A 21248-nucleotide genomic window follows, 5' to 3' on the forward strand; every position below is an offset into this window, starting at 1 on the left:
CACTAAATTTTTGTAAATTTGCAACGTTTTTTATAACGAACATAAAATCAAAATTCAAGATGGAAGATAAGAGGATATTGTATGTATCATCTGAAGTGGTACCGTATTTAGCAGAAAATGAGGTTTCATTAATGTCCTATGACGCCCCAAAGATGATCAATGACCAAGGAGGTCAAATCAGAATCTTCATGCCAAGATACGGAAGCATTAACGAGAGAAGACATCAATTACATGAGGTGATACGCTTATCAGGTATGAATCTGGTAGTTAACGACATGGATATGCCCTTGATCATCAAGGTGGCTTCTATCCCCAAAGAACGCATTCAAGTTTACTTTATTGACAACGACGAATATTTTAAGAGAAAGTCTACCTTCACAGACGAAGACGGGAAATTATTTACTGACAATGACGAGCGTGCCATCTTCTTTACAAAAGGGGTAATTGAGACCGTTAAGAAATTAAATTGGGTTCCCGATATCATCCACGTTCAAGGATGGTTGGCATCATTATTGCCTGTATATTTAAAAAACTTCTACAAAGACGAAGCTATATTTTCCGAAACAAAGATTATTACTTCGGTATTTAGTCAGTCTTTTGACGGTCCTCTAGGCGAAAACATGAAGAGCAAAGTTGCTTTTGACGAATTGCCAGAAGAAACCATTGTAGACTTAACAGATCCAACTTATGAAAACATCATGAAGAATGCAATACTTCACTCCGACGGGGTTATTATTGCATCAGAAAACGTGTCTTCAAGTTTAACAAAATTTATAGAATCTTCAAAAAAACCTTTTTTACCTTTCACAACGAAAGAAAAATTTGCTGAAGCATATACTGATTTTTATAAAAAACAAGTATAATCCTAATTTGGAAAAAAACACATGAATAGAAAAGCATTATTAAAAGGTTTATTACTGTCTATTGGGATCCTAACTATCCAATCTTGTGATAAAGATTTCAACACTATTGGATCGGGAGTTATTGGGGATGAGAATTTCAATATGGATAAATATACCGCCACTGATATCATCGCATACAATCAAGTAACTGGAGAAGGAAACCAACCAGGACCCGTAGAAACCGGTTATTTACCTTACAATGCTTTAGGGGCATTTGTTGATCCGGTTTTTGGAGACACAGAAGCTAGTTTTGTTACACAAATATCTTTACCAACATCAAATCCGCTTTTAACACTAGGTAAAAACCCTAAGATAGATTCGGTATATGTTTATATTCCTTATTTAACAGGTACTTCTGAAACAATTAATGAAGAGCTTCAATACGAATTACCTTCCACTTACGGAAAGGGAACTTTTAATTTACAAGTTTATGAGAACGGTTACTTTTTAAGTAACTTTAGTCCAGACCCTAATAATCCAAACAGGATCTATTCTAACGAAAAATCTAAAATAGAGAGCTTCGTAAAAGGAGTACCTTTAAACGATTCTCCAAACATTGCTCAAAACTCCAACTTTATCTTTAAAAACACGGTAATCAAGCATTTTAAATACAAGAAAGACGGCTCGATTCAAACCGACGAAACCACAGGTAAACCTTTAGTCAAAGAGACTCTTAAACCGGGATTGTATGCCGATTTAAACAAAGCTCATTTCGAAAAACTTTTGTTTTCGCCGGAAAACCAAGAAAACTTAACCAACAATAACTTGTTCAAAAATTTCTTTAGAGGACTCTACTTCAAAGCTACTAAAACAGGTAACCGAGGAGCTATTGGAGTGATGAATTTTGGAAGTACTGATGCAAAACTGGTAGTTATTTACCATCAGGATGGTGAAAAAGAGGGTGATGAACGCGTAAGAAGAGAGTTAAGATTTGCCATCAGCAGTGATCTCACAGCCGCAGTACCAAATGAAAGCTCACTAATAACAGCTAATTACTTTACCAATGATTATAGTGCGAAGTATCTACAAAACATACAAAATCCAAATAAAGTACAAGGAGACGAAAAACTGTATTTAAAAGGCGGTAGCGGTTCTTTTGCAATAATTGAGTTGTTCAAGAAAAACAGCCAAGGTGTTTCTGAAGAGTTAGAGTATTTGAGAAAAAACAAATGGATGATTAACGATGCTCGACTTTCTTTCTATGTAGATAAAGCTACATTAGCTGACGGTCAACAAATTGAACCTACACGAATCTATTTGTATGATTTAGACAACAACATAATTATCAAGGATTACGCTACCGATAATACTCCTCAAAATGCTTTATATGCTAAAGCGATTTATGGCGGTGTACTAGAGCGCGAAACCACTGGTGATAAAAAAGGGATTAGATATCGAATAAAGGTTGCTGACCACATCAACAACTTGATCAACAAAGACTCAACCAATGTAAAGCTGGGATTAGCCGTAAGTTATGACATCAACAATGTGTCAATCAAACGATTAAAAACAGCCATAAACAATTCTCCAAAAGCAATAAAAACCATACCAACTTCATCGATAATGAGCCCTCTTGGTACCGTTTTATACGGAAACAACAGTTCTGACGAAGGGAAGAGAATGAAACTTGAAATTTTTTACACAAATCCTAAAAATTAAAAACCATGTGTGGAATTGTTGGATATATAGGACATCGTGATGCTTACCCGGTAATTATTAAGGGTTTGACACGTTTAGAGTACAGAGGTTATGATAGTGCTGGATTAGCCGTATTTGACGGTGAGAAAATCAATCTTTGTAAAACCAAAGGAAAAGTTTCTGACCTAGAAGCTATTGCTACTGACGCTGTTAAAGTTGGGAAAGTAGGAATTGGACATACCCGTTGGGCTACCCACGGCATACCCAATGACATTAACTCTCACCCTCACTACTCCAATTCTGGTGAATTAGTAATTATTCACAACGGAATTATAGAGAATTACGATTCTTTAAAAAAGGAATTAATCAATAGAGGCTATACCTTCAAATCGGAAACCGATACAGAAGTATTAATTAACCTCATTGAGGATATACAAAAAACCAATAACCTCAAACTGGGTAAAGCCGTTCAAATCGCGCTTAACCAGGTTGTGGGAGCTTACGCTATCGCTGTCTTTGACATCAAAAAACCCAATGAAATCGTCGCGGCAAGATTAGGAAGCCCTTTGGCGATTGGAATCGGAGAAAATGAGTATTTCGTTACTTCAGATGCCTCTCCTTTTATTGAGTACACCAATAACGCCATCTATTTAGAAGATGAAGAAATGGCTATCATCCGATTACACAAACCCTTAAAGTTAAGAAAAATCAAAGACGATTCTTTGGTAACTCCTTATGTGCAAGAACTACAACTTAATTTGGAACAAATTGAGAAAGACGGTTACGACCACTTTATGCTTAAGGAAATTCACGAGCAACCCAATGTAATCAAGGATACCTACAGAGGTCGATTACTCTCTGATCGCGGTTTAATTAAAATGGCTGGTGTAGAAGATAACTTGGAGAAATTTCTCAATGCAGACCGAATCATCATCATCGCTTGTGGAACATCATGGCACGCGGGATTAGTAGCCGAGTACATCTTCGAAGAATTTGCAAGAATCCCTGTAGAAGTTGAATACGCTTCTGAATTTAGATACAGAAATCCTATTATCTACCCTAATGATATCGTTATTGCTATTTCTCAATCAGGAGAAACGGCAGATACCTTAGCAGCGATCAAATTGGCCAAACAACGTGGTGCTTTCGTTTTTGGCGTATGCAACGTAGTTGGATCTTCTATTTCAAGAGAAACACATGCTGGAGCCTATACCCATGCTGGTCCAGAAATTGGAGTAGCATCAACTAAAGCTTTCACCACTCAGATTACCGTTTTAACGCTAATCGCATTACGCTTAGCTAAAGCAAAAGGAACTATGAACAATTCCGATTACCAACGTTATCTGTTGGAAATGGAGATGGTTCCGGAAAGAGTTGAAGAAGCCCTAAAAATGAATGAGGAAATTCTTAAAATTGCTAAAGTATATCAAGATGCGACCAACTGTTTGTATCTGGGACGTGGATACAATTATCCCGTAGCTCTTGAAGGTGCCTTGAAATTAAAAGAAATATCCTATATACACGCAGAAGGGTATCCTGCTGCTGAAATGAAACACGGCCCGATCGCTTTAATCGACGAACACATGCCGGTGATTGTTGTTGCTCAACAACAAAATCACTACGATAAAATCGTCAGCAACATTCAAGAAATCAAAGCGAGAAACGGTAAAATCATTGCAGTAGTTACCAAAGGTGACGAACAAGTACGTTCTTTGGCCGATCATGTTATAGAGGTTCCTTATATCTCTGAAGCACTTTCACCAATTATCACCACTATTCCTTTACAACTGCTTTCTTACCACATTGCTGTGTTGAGAAATTGCAACGTTGATCAACCGAGAAATTTAGCTAAATCGGTAACTGTAGAATAACAACATACTGATATAAATATTAAAAGCCGGATTTGATAAAACAAATCCGGCTTTTTTTATAAGGTTATTAAATTTTAGCTTCTTTTAGAAGCGGATTCACCACTTCTAAAATCCCACTTTTAAATACATCTAATATTCCCTTTTTTACAAAATTCTTATGTACTAACAAACAAATTTCCCTGCTTGGATTGGGGTTTTTAAATTGATGAAGTCTGGAACGATCATCCTCACCAAAATCCAAAGTTGCTAAAAACGGCAAAAGCGTTAAACCGCCAGTCTTCTTAACCAATCTTATCAAAGTATCCAATCCCCCAGCTTGATAATCTAAATTACCCCAACTCTTCTGTTCTTGATTCTGTTGACACAAGCCCTGAATCTGCTCCCGCAAACAGTGCCCCTCTGCCAGCAACCATAGTTTTTCCGTATTGATATCATGAACATCAATGGGCATCGCACCTAACTGTTCCGTATAATCAAACAACAAAAACGGTTCCTGATAAAGCGGTATACTGACCACATTCCCAAATTTCGAAGGAATAGGTGTCGAAGCAATTCCGAAATCTAAAGTTCGATTTTCTATTCGCTCTAAAACGCTGTCTGTTATTAACTCCTGCACAATAAGATGGATCTTCGGAAACTGCTGTACAAACCGACTTAAAAATAACGGCATCAAATACGGAGCCACCGTCGGAATCACTCCAATGCGAATTTCTCCAGACAAATCTCCTTTCATCTCCTTTGCCACCTCCTGTAAATCGTAGACACTCGCCAAAATCATCTTTATCTTATCGATCAGCACCGCCCCCTCCTCAGTCACACCAACCGGCTTACTCCTTCTGTCAAATATCTTGATACCCAACTCCTCCTCTAACTTGATAATCATCGTACTCAAAGTAGATTGCGACACAAAACACTTATCCGCGGCAAAGCTGAAATTAGTTTCTTCGTAAACTGCTAAAACATACTCTAATTGTTGTAAATTCATGGTACCCAAAATTTATACAAATATAACAACTATCTATCACATCAATACAACTATCTAAACATTCGTTTTTATCAATAAACAAACCCCCATATCTTTACACTATAGAAAAGTACAATACTTAAAACGATTATATTATGGAAAACAAATCTAACAAAGACACACACACGAACAGCAAGATTACCACCAATGCGGGAGCTGCGGTAGGACATTATGAAGATTCGCAAACAGTCGGAGCTCGTGGTCCGGTATTACTACAGGATTATTTTCTTCATGAAAAGCTGGCACAGTTCAATAGAGAACGAATTCCAGAACGTATCGTACATGCCAAAGGTACCGGTGCCTATGGTAAATTTGTAGTCACTCATGATATCACCCAGTACACCCGTGCAAAACTCTTTTCAGAAATTGGAAAGCAAACCGATATGTTTGTACGTTTTTCTACTGTTGGAGGTGAAAAGGGCTCGGCTGATAGCGAGAGAGACCCAAGGGGATTCGCTCTTAAATTTTATACCGAAGACGGAAACTGGGATTTGGTTGGAAACAACACTCCGGTATTTTTTATCAAAGACGCCAAAAAATTTCCCGATTTTATACACACCCAGAAACGCGATCCGCATACCAATTTAAAAAGCCCTACGATGGTTTGGGATTTTTGGTCGCTCAATCCTGAGAGTTTGCACCAAGTCTTGATCTTGATGTCTGATCGCGGAACTCCAGATGGATATCAACACATGAACGGATATGGAAGCCACACTTTTTCGATGGTCAACGCCAACAATGAATGGAATTATGTGAAATTTCATTACAAAACCCAACAGGGAAACAGAACTTTATCAGGAGCAGAAGCACAAGAAATGCGAGGAATAGACCCCGATTTTGCACAAAAATCACTCGTAGACACCATTTCGAGAGGCGAATTTCCGAGATATACTTTTTCGATTCAAGTCATGTCTTTGGAACAAGCCAAAAACTTCAGATGGAATCCATTTGACCTAACTAAAGTTTGGTCGCAAAAGGAATATCCGTTAATCGAAGTCGGCTATATCGAACTCAACAAAATCCCCAACAACTATTTTGCCGAGGTCGAACAGGCTGCATTTGCCCCAACCAATCTTGTTGACGGAATTGGCTTTTCACCAGATAAAATGTTACAAGGACGTATCTTGTCGTACCCAGATGCGCAACGATATAGAATTGGCGCCAACTATCAAAGTCTACCAGTAAATGCCTGTCCATTTATGACCAACAACTATCATCGAGATGGTGCTATGCGATTTGATGGAAACAACGGAAGCGCTCCAAATTATTTCCCGAACAGTTTTGATGGAAATTACGAAGATTCCGCCGCAAAAGGTCAACCGTATGAATTGGATTCCGCAACAGTCGCTTATTTCGACAGAAATGAAAACGACGACGATCACTATACGCAACCCGGGGAATTATTCGACCGAGTAATGGACGATGAAGCCAAAGCACATACTATTAACAATATTGTTGGAGCTATGAGCGGTGTAGAAGGTCCTAAGAGAGATGAAATTATCATGAGACAACTTTGTCATTGGTTTAGAGCCAGCGTACCATTGGGCATGGGCGTAGCCAGAGGACTGGGAATCGACATGGAGCAACTTAAGAAATTCATGCCACAACCTTAAAAATTTCAGCAACACACAACAGTTAAAGACGTCTGCACGCTCAGATCATCCTTATCAGTTGTTTTAGTGGTCAACGACCTCTCTTTTAACAAAAACAAAAGAGGGGTTTTTCCATTTAAAAATCACGGTATAATCCGCGTCAAATACTATTAGTTCGATAGAAAACTCCAAAAAATATAAAATTATAAAGCAGAGAAGGTTAATACGATCACATATCTAAAAGTGGGATGAAAATTTAATTTTCAAACTTTTTTAATTTTCGGATAAAAAAACTATCTTTGCAATCTGAAAAAGAGTGTTTTTTCATTAAAGGTAAATAGCTGTTAAATAAATACATAAGCAATGTCTAAAGTCACAGGAAAAGTTGCACAAGTTATCGGACCAGTAGTTGACGTAGTGTTCAACACACAAAACGCCGAACTTCCAAGAATTTATGATTCATTAGAAATCAAAAGAGAAGATGGTACCATACTTGTACTAGAAGTACAATCTCACATCGGAGAAGATACCGTACGAACCATTTCAATGGACTCAACCGATGGTTTGAGTAGAGGTTATGAAGTTATCGCTACTGGAGCTCCAATCCAAATGCCTATCGGAAAAGACGTGTTTGGACGTTTGTTTAACGTTATTGGAGATGCTATTGACGGACTTGGTAACTTACCTAAAGCCGGAGTAGATGGTCTACCAATTCACCGTAACGCACCTAAATTCGAAGAATTATCTACTTCATCAGAAGTATTGTTCACAGGAATTAAAGTAATCGATTTAATTGAGCCTTATGCAAAAGGGGGTAAAATTGGACTTTTCGGAGGAGCTGGAGTTGGAAAAACCGTATTAATTCAGGAATTGATCAACAACATCGCAAAAGGACACGGAGGACTTTCGGTTTTTGCAGGTGTTGGAGAACGTACACGTGAAGGAAATGATTTACTTCGCGAGATGTTAGAATCTGGAATTATTAAATACGGAGATGATTTCATGCACTCTATGGAAAATGGAGGCTGGGATTTATCCAAAGTTGACAAACCAGGTATGAGAGAGTCTAAAGCTACTTTCGTATTCGGACAGATGAATGAGCCACCAGGAGCACGTGCACGTGTTGCTTTATCAGGACTTTCTATCGCTGAATACTTCCGTGATGGAGCTGGAGAAGACCAAGGAAAAGACGTACTTTTCTTCGTGGACAACATCTTCCGTTTTACACAAGCGGGATCTGAAGTTTCTGCACTACTTGGACGTATGCCTTCTGCAGTAGGTTACCAACCTACCTTAGCTACAGAGATGGGAGCTATGCAAGAGCGTATTACTTCAACAAAAAAAGGATCTATTACTTCAGTTCAGGCGGTTTACGTTCCTGCGGATGATTTAACTGACCCGGCACCAGCAACAACGTTTGCTCACTTAGATGCTACAACAGTATTATCACGTAAAATTGCCGAATTAGGTATTTACCCTGCAGTAGATCCATTGGATTCTACATCAAGAATTTTGACTCCTGAAATTTTAGGAAAAGATCATTATGCTTGTGCTCAAAGAGTAAAAGAAATTCTACAAAAATATAAAGAATTACAAGATATCATCGCGATCCTTGGTATGGAAGAGCTTTCTGAAGAAGATAAACTTTCTGTATCTAGAGCTCGTCGTGTACAACGTTTCTTATCTCAACCGTTCCACGTTGCGGAACAATTTACAGGTTTGAAAGGTGTTCTTGTAGACATTAAAGAAACGATCAAAGGATTCAACATGATCATGGACGGAGAATTAGATCATTTACCGGAAGCTGCATTCAACTTAAAAGGTACGATTGAAGAAGCAATCGAAGCTGGAGAAAAAATGCTTGCTGAAGTATAATCTAATTTAAACGCTATTCCCATGAAACTAGAAATTGTATCACCAGAGGCCACATTATTCAAAGGAGAAGTTACTTCAGTAGCTGTACCTGGATTAAATGGAGAGTTTCAAATGCTAAACAATCACGCTCCTATAGTATCTGCTCTAGCGAAAGGCTCTATTAAGATCGTAGGAAGCGACATTAAAATAGCTAAAGAATTTGCTTCTAAATTTCAGAAAATTAACGACACCACTTATTGGTTGTCGATTACTTCTGGAACGTTAGAAATGAATGACAATACGATCAATATTTTAGTTAACTAAAAAAACGATCAACCCTTATTATAAAAAGCTGTTTGAAATAATTTTCAAACAGCTTTTTTATTTATTAGGAGGTACTATAAGCCTCAAAAAACATTCACCCAACACCAAGGCCACTCAAACAAAGCAAATGCTTTAAAACCCCCTTAAATACCCCCTAACGTCTAGGAAGATAAAGATCTTCAATACTATTAAACAAAAAAGACTGCCTAAAACATTCTTGACACAATGCACTTTAAGAACCGACAAACTTCTTATTTATGCTCAGCAAAATCATCGGCCCATAATCGGCCCATACCAACAGCAACCAATATACCATGCGGGTCTCCAAAGTCATCCAACATCACTGAAGCCATCTGAAACTTTGCAATCCCCTCAATCTTTCCCCGCTCATCAACAACCAACTCTCCAGATACCGCCACCAAGTTTTTATATAGTGCCAAAATACCATTTCCCTCCTCTAAAGATCCTTCAGTATGAAAAACTACAGAAAATTTATTGTTACTACCAGAGATAAAACACCCCTTACCATCCCAACGCTCTAACTTGCCAGTAAAACCAGGATTGTAAATCAATAGACTTTTAAAATCAATACGCTGTACTAAATTGTTCTGATTAAAAAAAGTAATATCTGTACTACCAAAATCTATACCTTCAGAAAAATCAGGAAAATTGGATTTTTTACAAAAGAACGGACTCCCTACGAATGAACCCTCAATTATAGGAGGCGCATTACCAGGATAAATATCCATCCCAAAATCTTCAGTAAGCAGCTGATTCATTTTTTTATCGACAAAGTCTTCGTATTTCAACTTAACATCATTCTTCCCTACTTCCGAAGAATCATCACTAGAACAAGAACCCACAACAAAACCGATAAACAGCAAAAACAATCCTATTTTTCTCATAACTCCACCTTCTAATCTGCCAAAGATAGCTTTCTTAGCGAACAACAATATAGGTTTCCAAACGTAAAAAGAGCATTTAAGGATCTAAAAAACAGAAGGTAGAAAACAGAAGGTAGAAGGTACAAAATAGAAATCCGAAACCACTAAAAACAAAAAAGTCTCTTAAACAAAATGTTTAAAAGACTTTTTAAATGCTCCCCCTCTTGGGCTCGAACCAAGGACCCTCTGATTAACAGTCAGATGCTCTAACCAACTGAGCTAAGGAGGAAGGTATATTACCCTTATTGCGGTTGCAAATATAGAAATTATTTAGGGCTTTCCAAACAAAACAAATGAAATTTTTTGCTTTTTTATTGCTCTCCTTTTAATACTGGCAACTTCCATTTGTAACGCGCTGCGGCTATGCGAATTACAAAAACAAAAATTGCAGTAGAAATTTGTGTCACTGGAGCAGAAACCCCCATAAAATCGAAGCTATAATAAAGAAGAGCCCCCAAAATACAGGCTACCGCATATAATTCCTGCGTAAAAACAGCCGGTATCTCATTGATCAAAATATCGCGAATCATTCCGCCAACAACTCCCGTGATCGTCCCCATGGTTACCACTACCCCTATGGAATAATCCAAAGTCAAAGCCTTTTCCACACCGACAACGACAAACAAGCCCAAACCGATACTATCAAACCATAAGAATGGTCCATTCAAATGCACTAATTTTTTACGGAAAACAATAACAAAAAGCAGAGAGAGCACTGTACACCAAGCATATACACCTGATGTCATCCAAAATGGCACAACACCTAATAAAAGATCTCGCAAGGTTCCTCCACCAGTAGCTGTTACAAAACCCACGACAAAGGCACCAAACCAATCCAGTTTTTTTGCAGATGCCAAACGAATACCGCTAATAGCAAAAGCAAACGTGCCCAAGAATTCGATAACATCAACAAAAGAAACCTGTTTCCAAAAATCAACCAACTGCTCCATAACCACTAATTAAAACGAATAATCCCGCTATTTATATCCAATCACAAAAAAAGACAAACACCCAAAGGCACCCATCTTGCATCACTACTTAAAACTCAAACGAAAATATCATTCCTCCACACAATATACAAGTACTAAGACTTTTATTATTTAAAATATCTCGATAATAGCATACCACCTTTAAAGAACAAACTTTTTAATATACATAGCAAGCAGTAAACAGTAATCGGTAACTAGTCGGCATAGACAGAGTAAGCACTAAATGAAGCAAGGCCATCTCTTTTGAGATGGCCTTGCTTCATTTTTATCTTATGTTGTCTAGAATCGTTATAATACGACTTACTTCCCTAAGCTAATTGCTAAATTATCCAGCATCACTTGAGTCATGCTCTTAAGATCATACTGGTGTTTCCAGTTCCAATCTTTTTGAGCAGCCGTATCATCTATACTTGCTGGCCAGCTATCGGCAATAGCTTGTCGGAAATCCGGAGCGTAATCAATTGTAAATTCAGGAATATGTGTTTTAATCTCAGCTGCAATTTCTGCCGGCGTAAAAGAAATCCCTCCTAAGTTATATGACGAACGTATTTTTACATCTTCAGCAGGCGCTTGCATGATAGCCACTGTAGCAGCTAAGGCGTCATCCATATACATCATAGGTAAAGCGGTATGCTCAGACAGAAAACAAGTGTATTTTTTATCTTCCAAAGCTTTGTAATAGATATCCACGGCATAGTCTGTTGTTCCTCCACCCGGAGGCGTAGTCCAAGAAATCAACCCTGGATAGCGGATACTTCTAACATCTACACCAAATTTAGCGTGATAGTATTCACACCAACGCTCACCAGTTTGTTTCGATATACCGTAAACCGTTGAAGGCTCCATAACCGTGTATTGTGGGGTATTTACCCTTGGAGTTGTCGGTCCAAATACCGCAATACTCGATGGCCAAAATATTTTTTTTATTTTTCCTTCTTTCGCCAAATTAAGCACGTGAAACAGAGAATTCATATTTAAGTCCCATGCTAAAGCTGGATTCTTCTCAGCAGTAGCCGATAACATCGCAGCCATTAAATAAACTTCGTCTATTTGATGTTTCTCCACTGCATTTGCTACCTGATCAAACTCCATAGCGTTGACCACTTCAAAAGGACCAGAAGCCATTAATTCGGGTTTTCCCTCACGAATATCGGAAGCAACAACATTGTCATTGCCATATATTTCACGGAGTTTTATAGTCAATTCTGAACCGATTTGACCACAGGCTCCTATAATTAAAATTTTAGTACTCATTGTGCGATATTTTAATTGGCAAATATACTTAATTCAAGGTAATATGGAAGAATTATCAATTGAAGATTTGATCATTTAACGATTTGCCAGTCCAACTATTATTTGAATCCCTATAAGCTGAATACGGATTTCAAATGGTCCGATTTTCACCCCTATACCAATAGATCCATGCCCTTACTCAACTTTAAATCCAAAAAGCAAGATGAAATATCAAACGTTTCTATTGCTTTCTGGTTTAATTGTCTGAAAATTCGACATAACATTCGTAAATTTGTTGCTTAAATACAATTAACTATGAGGCATTTTTTGCTTATCGGAATAGTCTTGATCAGTTTATTCACTTCATGCAAGAAAGTGGATACCCAGCAACAGGAAAATCAACTGAAGGCTCAAAAACAAACCGATTCCGTATTCAGCATACTCACCAAAACTTGGAATTTTAAAATTCCCTATCAGTCGAGTGCTTTACAGGCAGAACTTGCTGACTGGAAAGCTTGGAGTACGTTTAAAAACGACCTCAGTATTAAGCCGATATCGTCTATCAGTGCTTTTCAAAAAAAATCAGAAGTGTTGAGTAAATCATCCCTGAATCTTTTTAATGAGATACCGGCCAACCTCAATCGTCCCGATATTAAAAGTAGAATCACCGTACTCAATACCCATTTGAGTAATTTGGAAATGTATATATCCCTTGACAAAATTCCGGAAAAAAAGATTTTGTGGTTGATCCCTCAAATCAATAGCGCGCTAATGTCGTTAGTCAATCAGATGGAAGAAGTCGTGGTGAAAAAGTCAATCCCAAAAGAAGTCGGTGAAGCCGAAATGTTGAAAGCATTAGATACCCTTAGACTTGCCAACCCTACCCTCATCGAAAATCAATAGAGCATGGATCTTAAAACTTTATACCGAGAAGCGAGTAAAACCAATCAACTCGCTGAAGCATTAACGCAAAGAGGACAAAAGATTCATGCAAAAGGACTGATCGGATCATCTTTATCTTTTCTGATACAAGGTGCCTTTAAAAAATCGGAACATCCTTTTCTATTGCTTTTTCACGACAAGGAGGAAGCCGCCTATTACCTCAATGATTTGGAAAACCTCATCAATAAGGAGGATGTGCTTTTCTATCCCGGATCATACCGACGTCCCTATCAGATTGAAGAAACGGATAATGCCAATATTTTACTGCGCGCAGAAGTCTTGAATCGAATCAATTCCCGTAAGAAACCCGCGATTATCGTTTCTTATGCCGACGCCTTATTCGAAAAAGTAGTGACCAAAAAAGTATTGGATAAAAACACTTTAAAACTAACTGTTGGCGATCAAATCTCGATTGATTTTATCAATGAAGTTTTGTTTGAATATCATTTTAAACGTGTGGATTTTGTAGCCGAACCTGGAGAGTTTTCAGTGCGTGGAGGGATTATCGATGTGTTTTCTTTTTCCAATGACCATCCATACCGTATCGAGTTTTTTGGTAATGAGGTAGACAGCATCCGTTCATTTGATGTCGAAACCCAATTATCTATAGAGAAACAAAAGAAAATTTCGATCATACCCAATGTGGAAAATAAATTTTCGCAAGAACATCGCGAGAGTTTCTTGGATTATATTTCAGAGAAAACGGTTATTTTTTCTCAAAATACCGCAATGGTCGTTAGCCAATTAGACAAGTCGTTTGACAAAGCTTTGTCGGTTTTCGACACCTTGTCTAAAGACATCAAACATCAGGTGCCGAGCGATTTATTTCTCGACAGCAAATCCTTTTTGCAACGCGTAGAAACGTTTACGTATGTAGAATTGGCACAACAATCTTATTTTGAAACCCCTGCGGTGATCGATTTTCACATCTTACCTCAACCCTCTTTTAACAAACAGTTTGAGCTGTTGGCCCGAGATTTAAACGACCGTGCCGACGACGGTTACAAAAACTATTTATACTGCGCCAACGAGGGGCAGGCAAAGCGCTTTCACGAGATCTTCGAAAGTCTAAAAGACCAAAATAACGAAGTAGCCGTAAAGCAATTCAAGACGGTTGTATTTCCTCTTTACCAAGGTTTTATTGATGAAGAGAATCAAATCGTTTGTTATACCGATCATCAGATTTTTGAACGCTATCACAAGTTTTCGATTAAAAATGGTTACTCCAAAAAGCAAACCATCACTTTAAAGGAATTGACTACTTTATCCGTAGGTGATTATGTAACACATATCGATCACGGTATTGGAAAATTTGGAGGTTTACAAAAGATTGATGTGGAAGGCAAAATGCAAGAAGCGATTAAATTGGTCTATGCCGATAACGATATCGTTTATGTCAGCATACATTCCTTACACAAAATATCCAAGTACAACGGCAAGGACGGTACGGCCCCCAAAATATACAAATTGGGTTCCAGCGCTTGGAAAAACTTAAAACAAAAAACCAAAGCTCGGGTTAAACACATTGCGTTTAATTTGATTCAACTCTATGCCAAACGTCGTTTGGAAAAAGGATTTCAATATCAGCCCGATAGTTATTTGCAGGCAGAATTAGAGAGTTCATTTATATACGAAGATACGCCAGATCAGATTACCGCTACTCAAGACGTTAAAAACGACATGGAGAGCGAACGCCCTATGGACCGCTTGGTTTGTGGTGATGTTGGATTTGGAAAAACAGAGGTAGCCATACGCGCAGCCTTCAAGGCCGTCGATAACGGAAAACAGGTTGCCATACTTGTGCCTACTACTATATTGGCTTTTCAACATTACAAAACCTTTACCGAACGTCTGAAAGACATGCCGGTGACCGTTAATTATATCAACCGTTTTCGCACGGCCAAACAAAAAAGCGAAACCCTCAAGGATTTAAGTGAAGGACGTTTAGACATCTTAATCGGAACCCATCAGTTGGTCAGTAAAAATGTTATTTTTAAGGACTTAGGACTTCTAATCATCGATGAAGAGCAAAAATTTGGTGTTGCAGTAAAAGACAAGTTAAAGACGATAGCACAAAATGTTGACACCTTAACCTTAACAGCGACGCCTATACCGAGAACCCTACAGTTTTCGTTGATGGCCGCTCGAGATTTATCGGTAATAACCACCCCTCCACCGAATCGTTATCCGATAGATACCCATGTTGTCGGTTTTAATGAAGAGGTGATTCGCGATGCTATTGCCTATGAAGTAGAACGCGGCGGTCAGGTATATTTTATCAACAACCGCATTGAAAACATCAAAGAGGTCGCTGGAATGATTCAGCGTTTGGTTCCCAATGCCCGCGTGGGGATTGGACACGGTCAGATGGAAGGAAAAAAACTCGAAGAACTGATGTTGGCGTTTATGGACGGCGATTTCGATGTATTGGTAGCTACTACCATCATCGAAAGCGGCTTAGATGTACCCAATGCCAATACAATCTTAATCAATAATGCCAATAACTTTGGGCTGTCCGACTTACATCAAATGCGAGGGCGCGTGGGCCGAAGTAATAAAAAAGCTTTTTGTTATTTCATATGTCCACCCTATTCGGCCATGACCGAGGAAGCGCGCAAGCGAATTCAAGCCCTCGAACAATTCAGCGAATTGGGCAGTGGTTTTAATATTGCGATGAAAGATTTGGAAATTCGCGGTGCCGGTGATATACTCGGTGGGGAACAAAGTGGATTTATCAATGAAATCGGTTTTGAAACCTATCAAAAAATCATGAATGAGGCCATCGATGAATTAAAGGAAAACGAATTCAAAGATTTATATGCCGACGAAAATAATATAGAGACCAAAACCTTTGTCAAGGAAACCCAAATCGATACGGATTTCGAAATACTGTTTCCCGATAATTACGTCAATAGCGTATCAGAACGTTTGAACTTATACAACGAGTTGAGCAATGTCAAAGATGAAACGGAGTTACTGGCCTACGAACAAAAACTGATTGACCGATTTGGAGCCTTACCCAAAGAAGCCGTGGCGTTGTTAAACAGTTTGCGCATCAAATGGTTTGCCGCCAATGCTGGTATCGAAAAATTAGTGCTCAAACACGGAAAAATGGTCGGTTACTTTTTGGGCAATCAACAGTCGGATTATTACCAATCACCGCGTTTTAGAAAGGTTTTACTGTTTGTACAGCAACATGGAAATATCTGCAAGATGAAGGAAAAAGAAACCAAAAACGGTTTGCGATTATTATTGACTTTTGAAAATGTAAAAAGCGTCAATAAAGCGCTGGAGCTGATTCAATTGATTTAATTTTTTTTGAAACCGATGTGCCAATGTGCCCATTCGTTAATTCGCCTGGGTCAGTAGTCAAATTCATTTTGATTCCTAGAAATTTTAATATTTTCTTTCTATCTTTACTTATAATCAGTACTAGGCCAATTACACGAATAGGCCGATAAGCAAATAAATAAAAAATGACTATAGATATTTGGAGTGATATACGTTGCCCGTTTTGTTATATCGGCAAAACGCGGTTAGAGCAAGCTATTGCAGAGTTCGAACACGGTAGTGAAGTAACGATTAACTGGAAAGCTTTTGAACTCGATCCGACTATAAAAACGGATTTAACCGTTAGTACCAAAGAGTATTTGGCGCAACAAAAGGGTATGCCGCTGGAACAGGTTGATCAGATGTTTGCACAGGTCACTCAAATGGCTCAAGCAGAAGGTTTGGTTATGGATTTAGAACAATCGATTACCGCCAACAGTTTTAAGGCACATCAATTGTCTTATTACGCACAATCAAAAGGTTTGCAAAACGAAGTAGAGGAAGCTTTGTTTCAAGCGCATTTTTCCAATGCCATTAATATAGACGATGTCGAAGAATTGGTTAAAATAGGTACTCAAGCCGGATTGGAAGCAGACAAGATTCGCGAGATCTTGGTTACAGATGCCTACACCCGTGCCGTAGAAGAGGATGAGGCCATGGCCAGAAGCATCGGAGTCAATTCCGTACCCTTCTTTATCGTAAACCAAAAATACGCGCTTAAAGGAGCCCAATCAAAGGATTACTTTTTAGAAACCCTTAGAGAGATTTATAAAGAGAACTAGGTTTTTTTTCTAAAATCACAAATACAATCTATTAAAAAACAAAAGACCAGTATACTTGGTCTTTTGTTTTTTTCCTCTACATTTCCAAACTTATATGGTAAAGTTATAATCATATAAAAATTTAAGCTTACTTCGAAATTTCACAGTTCAATCACTAGCATTGTACTGTTTTAAAGAATCCTTTTAAAGCCCCTAAAACTAGCTTTGTTCGATCATCATTCACCTATAAAAACACAAGAAAGGCATTTACAACATCTATTTAAGTTTATTATTCAGTAACAAATAGAATACTCCACCAAAAACAGGTAGAAATAAAATGATCAAGCACCAAATAATTTTCTTTCCAATGGGCACTTCAGCCCTGATAAGCTTGTACAGGCTATAAACGACGGAACAAAACATAGCCACTAAAAATAATTGCCACAACCAAATATTCATCTCTTTAAAATTTAATTCTAACTATATACTTTAATAATTCACTTTTACAGCAATACTATAATGTAAATTGCTATTTCATAAAAATATGAATCACAATTTTATTTAATATGCTGTTAAAAGATCAAAAATACACGGTTTGATTAAAAATAAAAAACTTTTTTATGCTTTTAAGCATACTTAAATTCAGACGTTAAATTATTGGTTTTCCTCAAATTAAGGGCTTAAATAAACAACTTATTACACCTTGATGTTTTTAAAACACCTTAATACCATACCATTTCTCGAATGCCTTTCATAATGATTTAGTCAGCACTGCACTAATCTAATTCTTAATTAATTTCTTTTACTATAAAAAAAGAGCCACCCAAAAAAAAGGGCAGCTCTTCTTAATTATTATGTTCCGATCAATTTAGTATCCAAACAATTCTTCTAATGTCAATTCTTTGATGTTACCGAATTTCTTAACGGCTTCCCAATCCAAATTGTCTTTTTTACCGATTAATCCCACGTTGAATTTTTTTCCTTTTACGTGTTTATTAAAGAAACTGGCTAAATCCTTCATCTCAATTTTTTGAGTTTGCGGATATAAGTCTTTATTGATATCGTAATTAAATCCTTTCTCTTGTAGGGTCAACCAATAAAAGAAAATATCGGACTTACTATAACGCTTAGTAGACAATCTCTTTAAAGCAGATGCCTTAGCATTTTGAAATTGATTTTCTGCCTGTGGCATGTCATTCATCAATTCCATCATAGCATCAACAGCTTGTGGCAATTTATTTGCCTGAGTTCCTACATAAGCCACTACATAATTATATTTATCCTTCTTGGAAGCATCGGCATAATAAGAATAAGCCGAATACGCTAAAGATTTGGACTCTCTGATCTCCTGGAAGACAATAGAAGACAATCCTGATCCGAAATATTCATTAAAAACTCCTGAAGAAACCAGATTTTCCTTATTAAATTTTTCTTCTCTAGCACGGAAAGAGATTTCCGCCTGTACCATATCATAGGGAGCAAAATACACCGTTCCGTCTGTAGCAGGCTCTTCATATTTCTTCGGTGTCGGAATGGTTTTTCCCTTTCCTAAGTTATGGTCCGCTACCAAGGCTTTTTTAGTAGTTGTTAAGTCAGTCCCGTAATAGAATATTTGTTGATCAAAGTTAAAAAACTCATGGATAATATTCACTAATTCTTCTGGTTTAATCGTCTTTAGAGTTGATTCACTTAGTATGTCTCTAAATTTGCTGTTAGCTCCAAACATCACATAACTGTTTAATGCGCGTTGAATACCACTTTTACTCGCTTTAGCGTCTGTTCTCTCTTTTAAGATTTGATCGACATAATTATCATATGCCTGCTGATCTGCTTTAGCATCCGCAATTAAATGCTCAAACAATTTGATACCCGCAGGAATATTCTCTTGTAAACCACTTACGTATACATAAGTTCTATCTTCACCAGCACTCACACCATAATCCACTCCGAGTTTGTAAAACTCTTTTTTGATGTCTTCTGGTGAGTATTTATTCGTACCTAAGAAATCCAAATAGTTGATGGCTAAAGCCAGCTTGTTATCGTGATTAGACCCTACCTCAGTAATATACATTACCGTAGACAGTTGATTCGTGTTGTTCTTGATAAACGCTAAGGGTGTTTTTTTACCGATGGTTTCTCTTTGAATCGCTTTGTCAAAATCAACAAATACCGGCGCGATGTCCTTTACTTTGATTTTCTTGAAATCCTTGTAAAATTGCGATTCATTTTCACGATTTAAATCTATAGGTGTAATACCCGGATTCTCTACGCGAACCAATTCTTTGTTTTCTCCTTGTTTTTTATAAACAACTACATAATTATCTTTGTAATTTTTATTGGCGAAATCAACGATTTCAGCTTTGGTGATCTTAGATAATTCATCAATTTCCGATACTACTTTATTCCAAGGCTTGCCCTGTATAAAAGCACCATACATTTCAGTAGCCAATGCATCATTACTCTCCAAAGACTTCATAGCCTGTTTCTTTAAATCATTAACCACTGCAGCTAATAACCAATCGTCAAACTGTCCTTTCTTGATTTTATCCAACTCCCCCATCAACAGGGTTTTTAATTCGTCAAGAGATTGACCTTCGTTTGGATAAGCTCCCAATTGATGAACGGAAAAATCCTTCATAATCATTGGCGAACTTTGTGCACCCAATGCTTTTTGCTTTTGGTTGATATTTAAGTCGATTAGACCCGCTGTTCTGTTGCTCAGCAACATATCTATTAAAGTCAAATATTGTGCGTCTTTTGTGTTTGCTCCGCCCAATCTATAGCCAATTTCAATACGCTCTGAAGACGGACTAAATATATCTTTGGTTTGCACTTTTGTCAAAGCAGGTTCCTTAGCTACATATTGCTCGGGTTGTACCCCTTTTTTCATTTTACCCAAATAACGATCTACCAATTGAATGGTTGGCTCAAATTCCAAATCTCCTACTAAGACTACAGCCATATTATTGGGTACATAGTATTTTTGGAAATAATCGTGAATCGCCAACATCGATGGGTTCTTCAAATGTTCTGAAGTTCCAATCGTCGTTTGAGTTCCATAGTGCGATTTTGGAAACAACAATTTCATCATGGCTTCGTGAGTTGCCCAATAATCATTGTCCTGACCGCGGTTAAACTCCTCGTATACCGCCTCTAATTCCGTGTGAAACAAACGCAAAACCAATTCGGAAAAACGCTCATTTTCAACAACCAACCATTTCTCCAATTCGTTAGATGGAATGTTGTTTTTATAGACCGTCTCATCAAACCAAGTATGGGCATTGGTACCGGTAGCACCAATAGAAGCGACTAATTTATCGTATTCATTAGCAACCGCATATTTTGAGGCTTCCTTAGAAACTTGGTCAATTTGTTTGTAAAGCGCTACTTTTTTAGTCGGATCCGTTTCTTTTTTATGGGCTTCATACAAATCCGAAATCTGTTTTAGAAGCACTTTCTCCATTTCCCAGTTACTCGATGCCATTTTAGAGGTGCCTTTAAACAACATGTGTTCAAGGTAATGCGCTAATCCTGTGTTATCTTCAGGATCGTTATTTGAACCGGTACGAACCGGTACATAAGTTTGTATACGCGGCTCATCTTTATTCTGTGCCAAATAAACTTTTAATCCGTTGCTCAAGGTATAAATCCGCGTTTTCGACGGATCATTTTCAACAGACTCGTAAACATAACCGTTAGAGTCTTTAGTGGAAATTGTTTTAAATTGTGCTTGTATCGTAAATGCAGAAAATAATAATCCCACTATCAGTAATTTCTTTATCATAAAAAGATTTGATAGATTAATAAAAAGATTATCAAAAATAGTTATTAAAAAGGATATTCA

15 protein-coding genes and 1 tRNA gene are annotated in these 21248 nt (G+C 37.6%); 9 read left to right on the plus strand and 7 right to left on the minus strand.

The features are described from left to right. Window positions 1–59: 59 nt before the first annotated feature. The 3 genes from L1275_RS14370 to glmS are packed head-to-tail and all read left to right on the plus strand — an operon-like array spanning window position 60 to window position 4411. Window positions 60–863, plus strand: a complete 804-nt coding sequence (locus L1275_RS14370) for a glycogen/starch synthase (protein ID WP_253474853.1) — start codon at window positions 60–62, stop codon at window positions 861–863. 21 nt (window positions 864–884) lie between these two features. After that, a complete protein-coding gene (locus tag L1275_RS14375; RefSeq protein ID WP_253474855.1) occupies window positions 885–2561 on the plus strand; it encodes a DUF4270 domain-containing protein in 1677 nt (558 codons plus the stop codon). A 5-nt stretch (window positions 2562–2566) separates the two neighbouring features. Further along, window positions 2567–4411: a glutamine--fructose-6-phosphate transaminase (isomerizing) gene (gene glmS, locus L1275_RS14380; protein ID WP_253474857.1), complete on the plus strand. Its 1845-nt coding sequence runs from the start codon at window positions 2567–2569 to the stop codon at window positions 4409–4411. Between the two features lie 67 nt (window positions 4412–4478). Here glmS and L1275_RS14385 read toward each other — a convergent pair whose 3' ends face one another. Beyond that, window positions 4479–5396 carry a LysR substrate-binding domain-containing protein gene (locus L1275_RS14385; RefSeq protein WP_253474859.1) on the minus strand — a complete coding sequence of 306 codons (918 nt, stop codon included), beginning with the start codon at window positions 5394–5396 and terminating at the stop codon, window positions 4479–4481. 134 nt (window positions 5397–5530) lie between these two features. On the opposite strand from L1275_RS14385, the gene L1275_RS14390 reads away from it, so the two are divergent. From L1275_RS14390 to L1275_RS14400, 3 genes are all read left to right on the plus strand, one after another. Further along, window positions 5531–7048: a catalase gene (locus L1275_RS14390; RefSeq protein WP_253474861.1), complete on the plus strand. Its 1518-nt coding sequence runs from the start codon at window positions 5531–5533 to the stop codon at window positions 7046–7048. 342 nt (window positions 7049–7390) lie between these two features. After that, complete coding sequence (gene atpD, locus L1275_RS14395) at window positions 7391–8902, plus strand: F0F1 ATP synthase subunit beta (RefSeq protein ID WP_253474863.1); 1512 nt, start codon at window positions 7391–7393, stop codon at window positions 8900–8902. Between the two features lie 21 nt (window positions 8903–8923). Next, complete coding sequence (locus L1275_RS14400; protein ID WP_253474865.1) at window positions 8924–9205, plus strand: F0F1 ATP synthase subunit epsilon; 282 nt, start codon at window positions 8924–8926, stop codon at window positions 9203–9205. Between the two features lie 251 nt (window positions 9206–9456). Here L1275_RS14400 and L1275_RS14405 read toward each other — a convergent pair whose 3' ends face one another. From L1275_RS14405 to L1275_RS14420, 4 genes are all read right to left on the minus strand, one after another. Then, entirely contained in the window at window positions 9457–10110 is a 654-nt protein-coding gene (locus L1275_RS14405) for a hypothetical protein (RefSeq protein WP_253474867.1), read from the minus strand. A 194-nt stretch (window positions 10111–10304) separates the two neighbouring features. Further along, window positions 10305–10378, minus strand: a tRNA-Asn gene (locus tag L1275_RS14410). 82 nt (window positions 10379–10460) lie between these two features. Then, the gene (locus L1275_RS14415) at window positions 10461–11099 is read right to left on the minus strand and encodes a trimeric intracellular cation channel family protein (RefSeq protein ID WP_253474869.1); all 639 of its coding nucleotides are present in this window, start codon (window positions 11097–11099) and stop codon (window positions 10461–10463) included. 339 nt (window positions 11100–11438) lie between these two features. Beyond that, window positions 11439–12392 carry an NAD-dependent epimerase/dehydratase family protein gene (locus L1275_RS14420; protein WP_253474871.1) on the minus strand — a complete coding sequence of 318 codons (954 nt, stop codon included), beginning with the start codon at window positions 12390–12392 and terminating at the stop codon, window positions 11439–11441. A 294-nt stretch (window positions 12393–12686) separates the two neighbouring features. On the opposite strand from L1275_RS14420, the gene L1275_RS14425 reads away from it, so the two are divergent. From L1275_RS14425 to L1275_RS14435, 3 genes are all read left to right on the plus strand, one after another. After that, window positions 12687–13274, plus strand: a complete 588-nt coding sequence (locus L1275_RS14425) for a hypothetical protein (RefSeq protein ID WP_253474873.1) — start codon at window positions 12687–12689, stop codon at window positions 13272–13274. A 3-nt stretch (window positions 13275–13277) separates the two neighbouring features. Further along, window positions 13278–16625 (plus strand): transcription-repair coupling factor, encoded by a 3348-nt coding sequence (mfd, locus tag L1275_RS14430; RefSeq protein ID WP_253474875.1) that lies wholly within the window; start codon window positions 13278–13280, stop codon window positions 16623–16625. 164 nt (window positions 16626–16789) lie between these two features. Then, window positions 16790–17425 (plus strand): DsbA family oxidoreductase, encoded by a 636-nt coding sequence (locus tag L1275_RS14435; RefSeq protein WP_253474877.1) that lies wholly within the window; start codon window positions 16790–16792, stop codon window positions 17423–17425. 255 nt (window positions 17426–17680) lie between these two features. Here L1275_RS14435 and L1275_RS16615 read toward each other — a convergent pair whose 3' ends face one another. Both L1275_RS16615 and L1275_RS14440 read right to left on the minus strand, forming a co-directional pair. Further along, window positions 17681–17863: a PLDc N-terminal domain-containing protein gene (locus L1275_RS16615; RefSeq protein WP_371923495.1), complete on the minus strand. Its 183-nt coding sequence runs from the start codon at window positions 17861–17863 to the stop codon at window positions 17681–17683. 409 nt (window positions 17864–18272) lie between these two features. Beyond that, entirely contained in the window at window positions 18273–21188 is a 2916-nt protein-coding gene (locus L1275_RS14440) for a pitrilysin family protein (protein WP_253474879.1), read from the minus strand. Window positions 21189–21248: the final 60 nt, after the last annotated feature.

The organism is Flavobacterium sp. HSC-61S13 (assembly GCF_024171535.1).
Classification (GTDB): Bacteria; Bacteroidota; Bacteroidia; order Flavobacteriales; family Flavobacteriaceae; genus Flavobacterium.

Bases quoted from the DNA above. Each gene is read 5' to 3' on its own strand.
- atpD (WP_253474863.1), top strand. From the start codon at position 7,391: ATGTCTAAAGTCACAGGAAAAGTTGCACAAGTTATCGGACCAGTAGTT.
- L1275_RS14425 (WP_253474873.1), top strand. From the start codon at position 12,687: ATGAGGCATTTTTTGCTTATCGGAATAGTCTTGATCAGTTTATTCACT.
- L1275_RS14375 (WP_253474855.1), top strand. From the start codon at position 885: ATGAATAGAAAAGCATTATTAAAAGGTTTATTACTGTCTATTGGGATC.
- glmS (WP_253474857.1), top strand. From the start codon at position 2,567: ATGTGTGGAATTGTTGGATATATAGGACATCGTGATGCTTACCCGGTA.
- L1275_RS14400 (WP_253474865.1), top strand. From the start codon at position 8,924: ATGAAACTAGAAATTGTATCACCAGAGGCCACATTATTCAAAGGAGAA.
- L1275_RS14415 (WP_253474869.1), bottom strand. From the start codon at position 11,099: ATGGAGCAGTTGGTTGATTTTTGGAAACAGGTTTCTTTTGTTGATGTT.
- mfd (WP_253474875.1), top strand. From the start codon at position 13,278: ATGGATCTTAAAACTTTATACCGAGAAGCGAGTAAAACCAATCAACTC.
- L1275_RS16615 (WP_371923495.1), bottom strand. From the start codon at position 17,863: ATGAATATTTGGTTGTGGCAATTATTTTTAGTGGCTATGTTTTGTTCC.
- L1275_RS14440 (WP_253474879.1), bottom strand. From the start codon at position 21,188: ATGATAAAGAAATTACTGATAGTGGGATTATTATTTTCTGCATTTACG.
- L1275_RS14420 (WP_253474871.1), bottom strand. From the start codon at position 12,392: ATGAGTACTAAAATTTTAATTATAGGAGCCTGTGGTCAAATCGGTTCA.
- L1275_RS14405 (WP_253474867.1), bottom strand. From the start codon at position 10,110: ATGAGAAAAATAGGATTGTTTTTGCTGTTTATCGGTTTTGTTGTGGGT.
- L1275_RS14385 (WP_253474859.1), bottom strand. From the start codon at position 5,396: ATGAATTTACAACAATTAGAGTATGTTTTAGCAGTTTACGAAGAAACT.
- L1275_RS14390 (WP_253474861.1), top strand. From the start codon at position 5,531: ATGGAAAACAAATCTAACAAAGACACACACACGAACAGCAAGATTACC.
- L1275_RS14370 (WP_253474853.1), top strand. From the start codon at position 60: ATGGAAGATAAGAGGATATTGTATGTATCATCTGAAGTGGTACCGTAT.
- L1275_RS14435 (WP_253474877.1), top strand. From the start codon at position 16,790: ATGACTATAGATATTTGGAGTGATATACGTTGCCCGTTTTGTTATATC.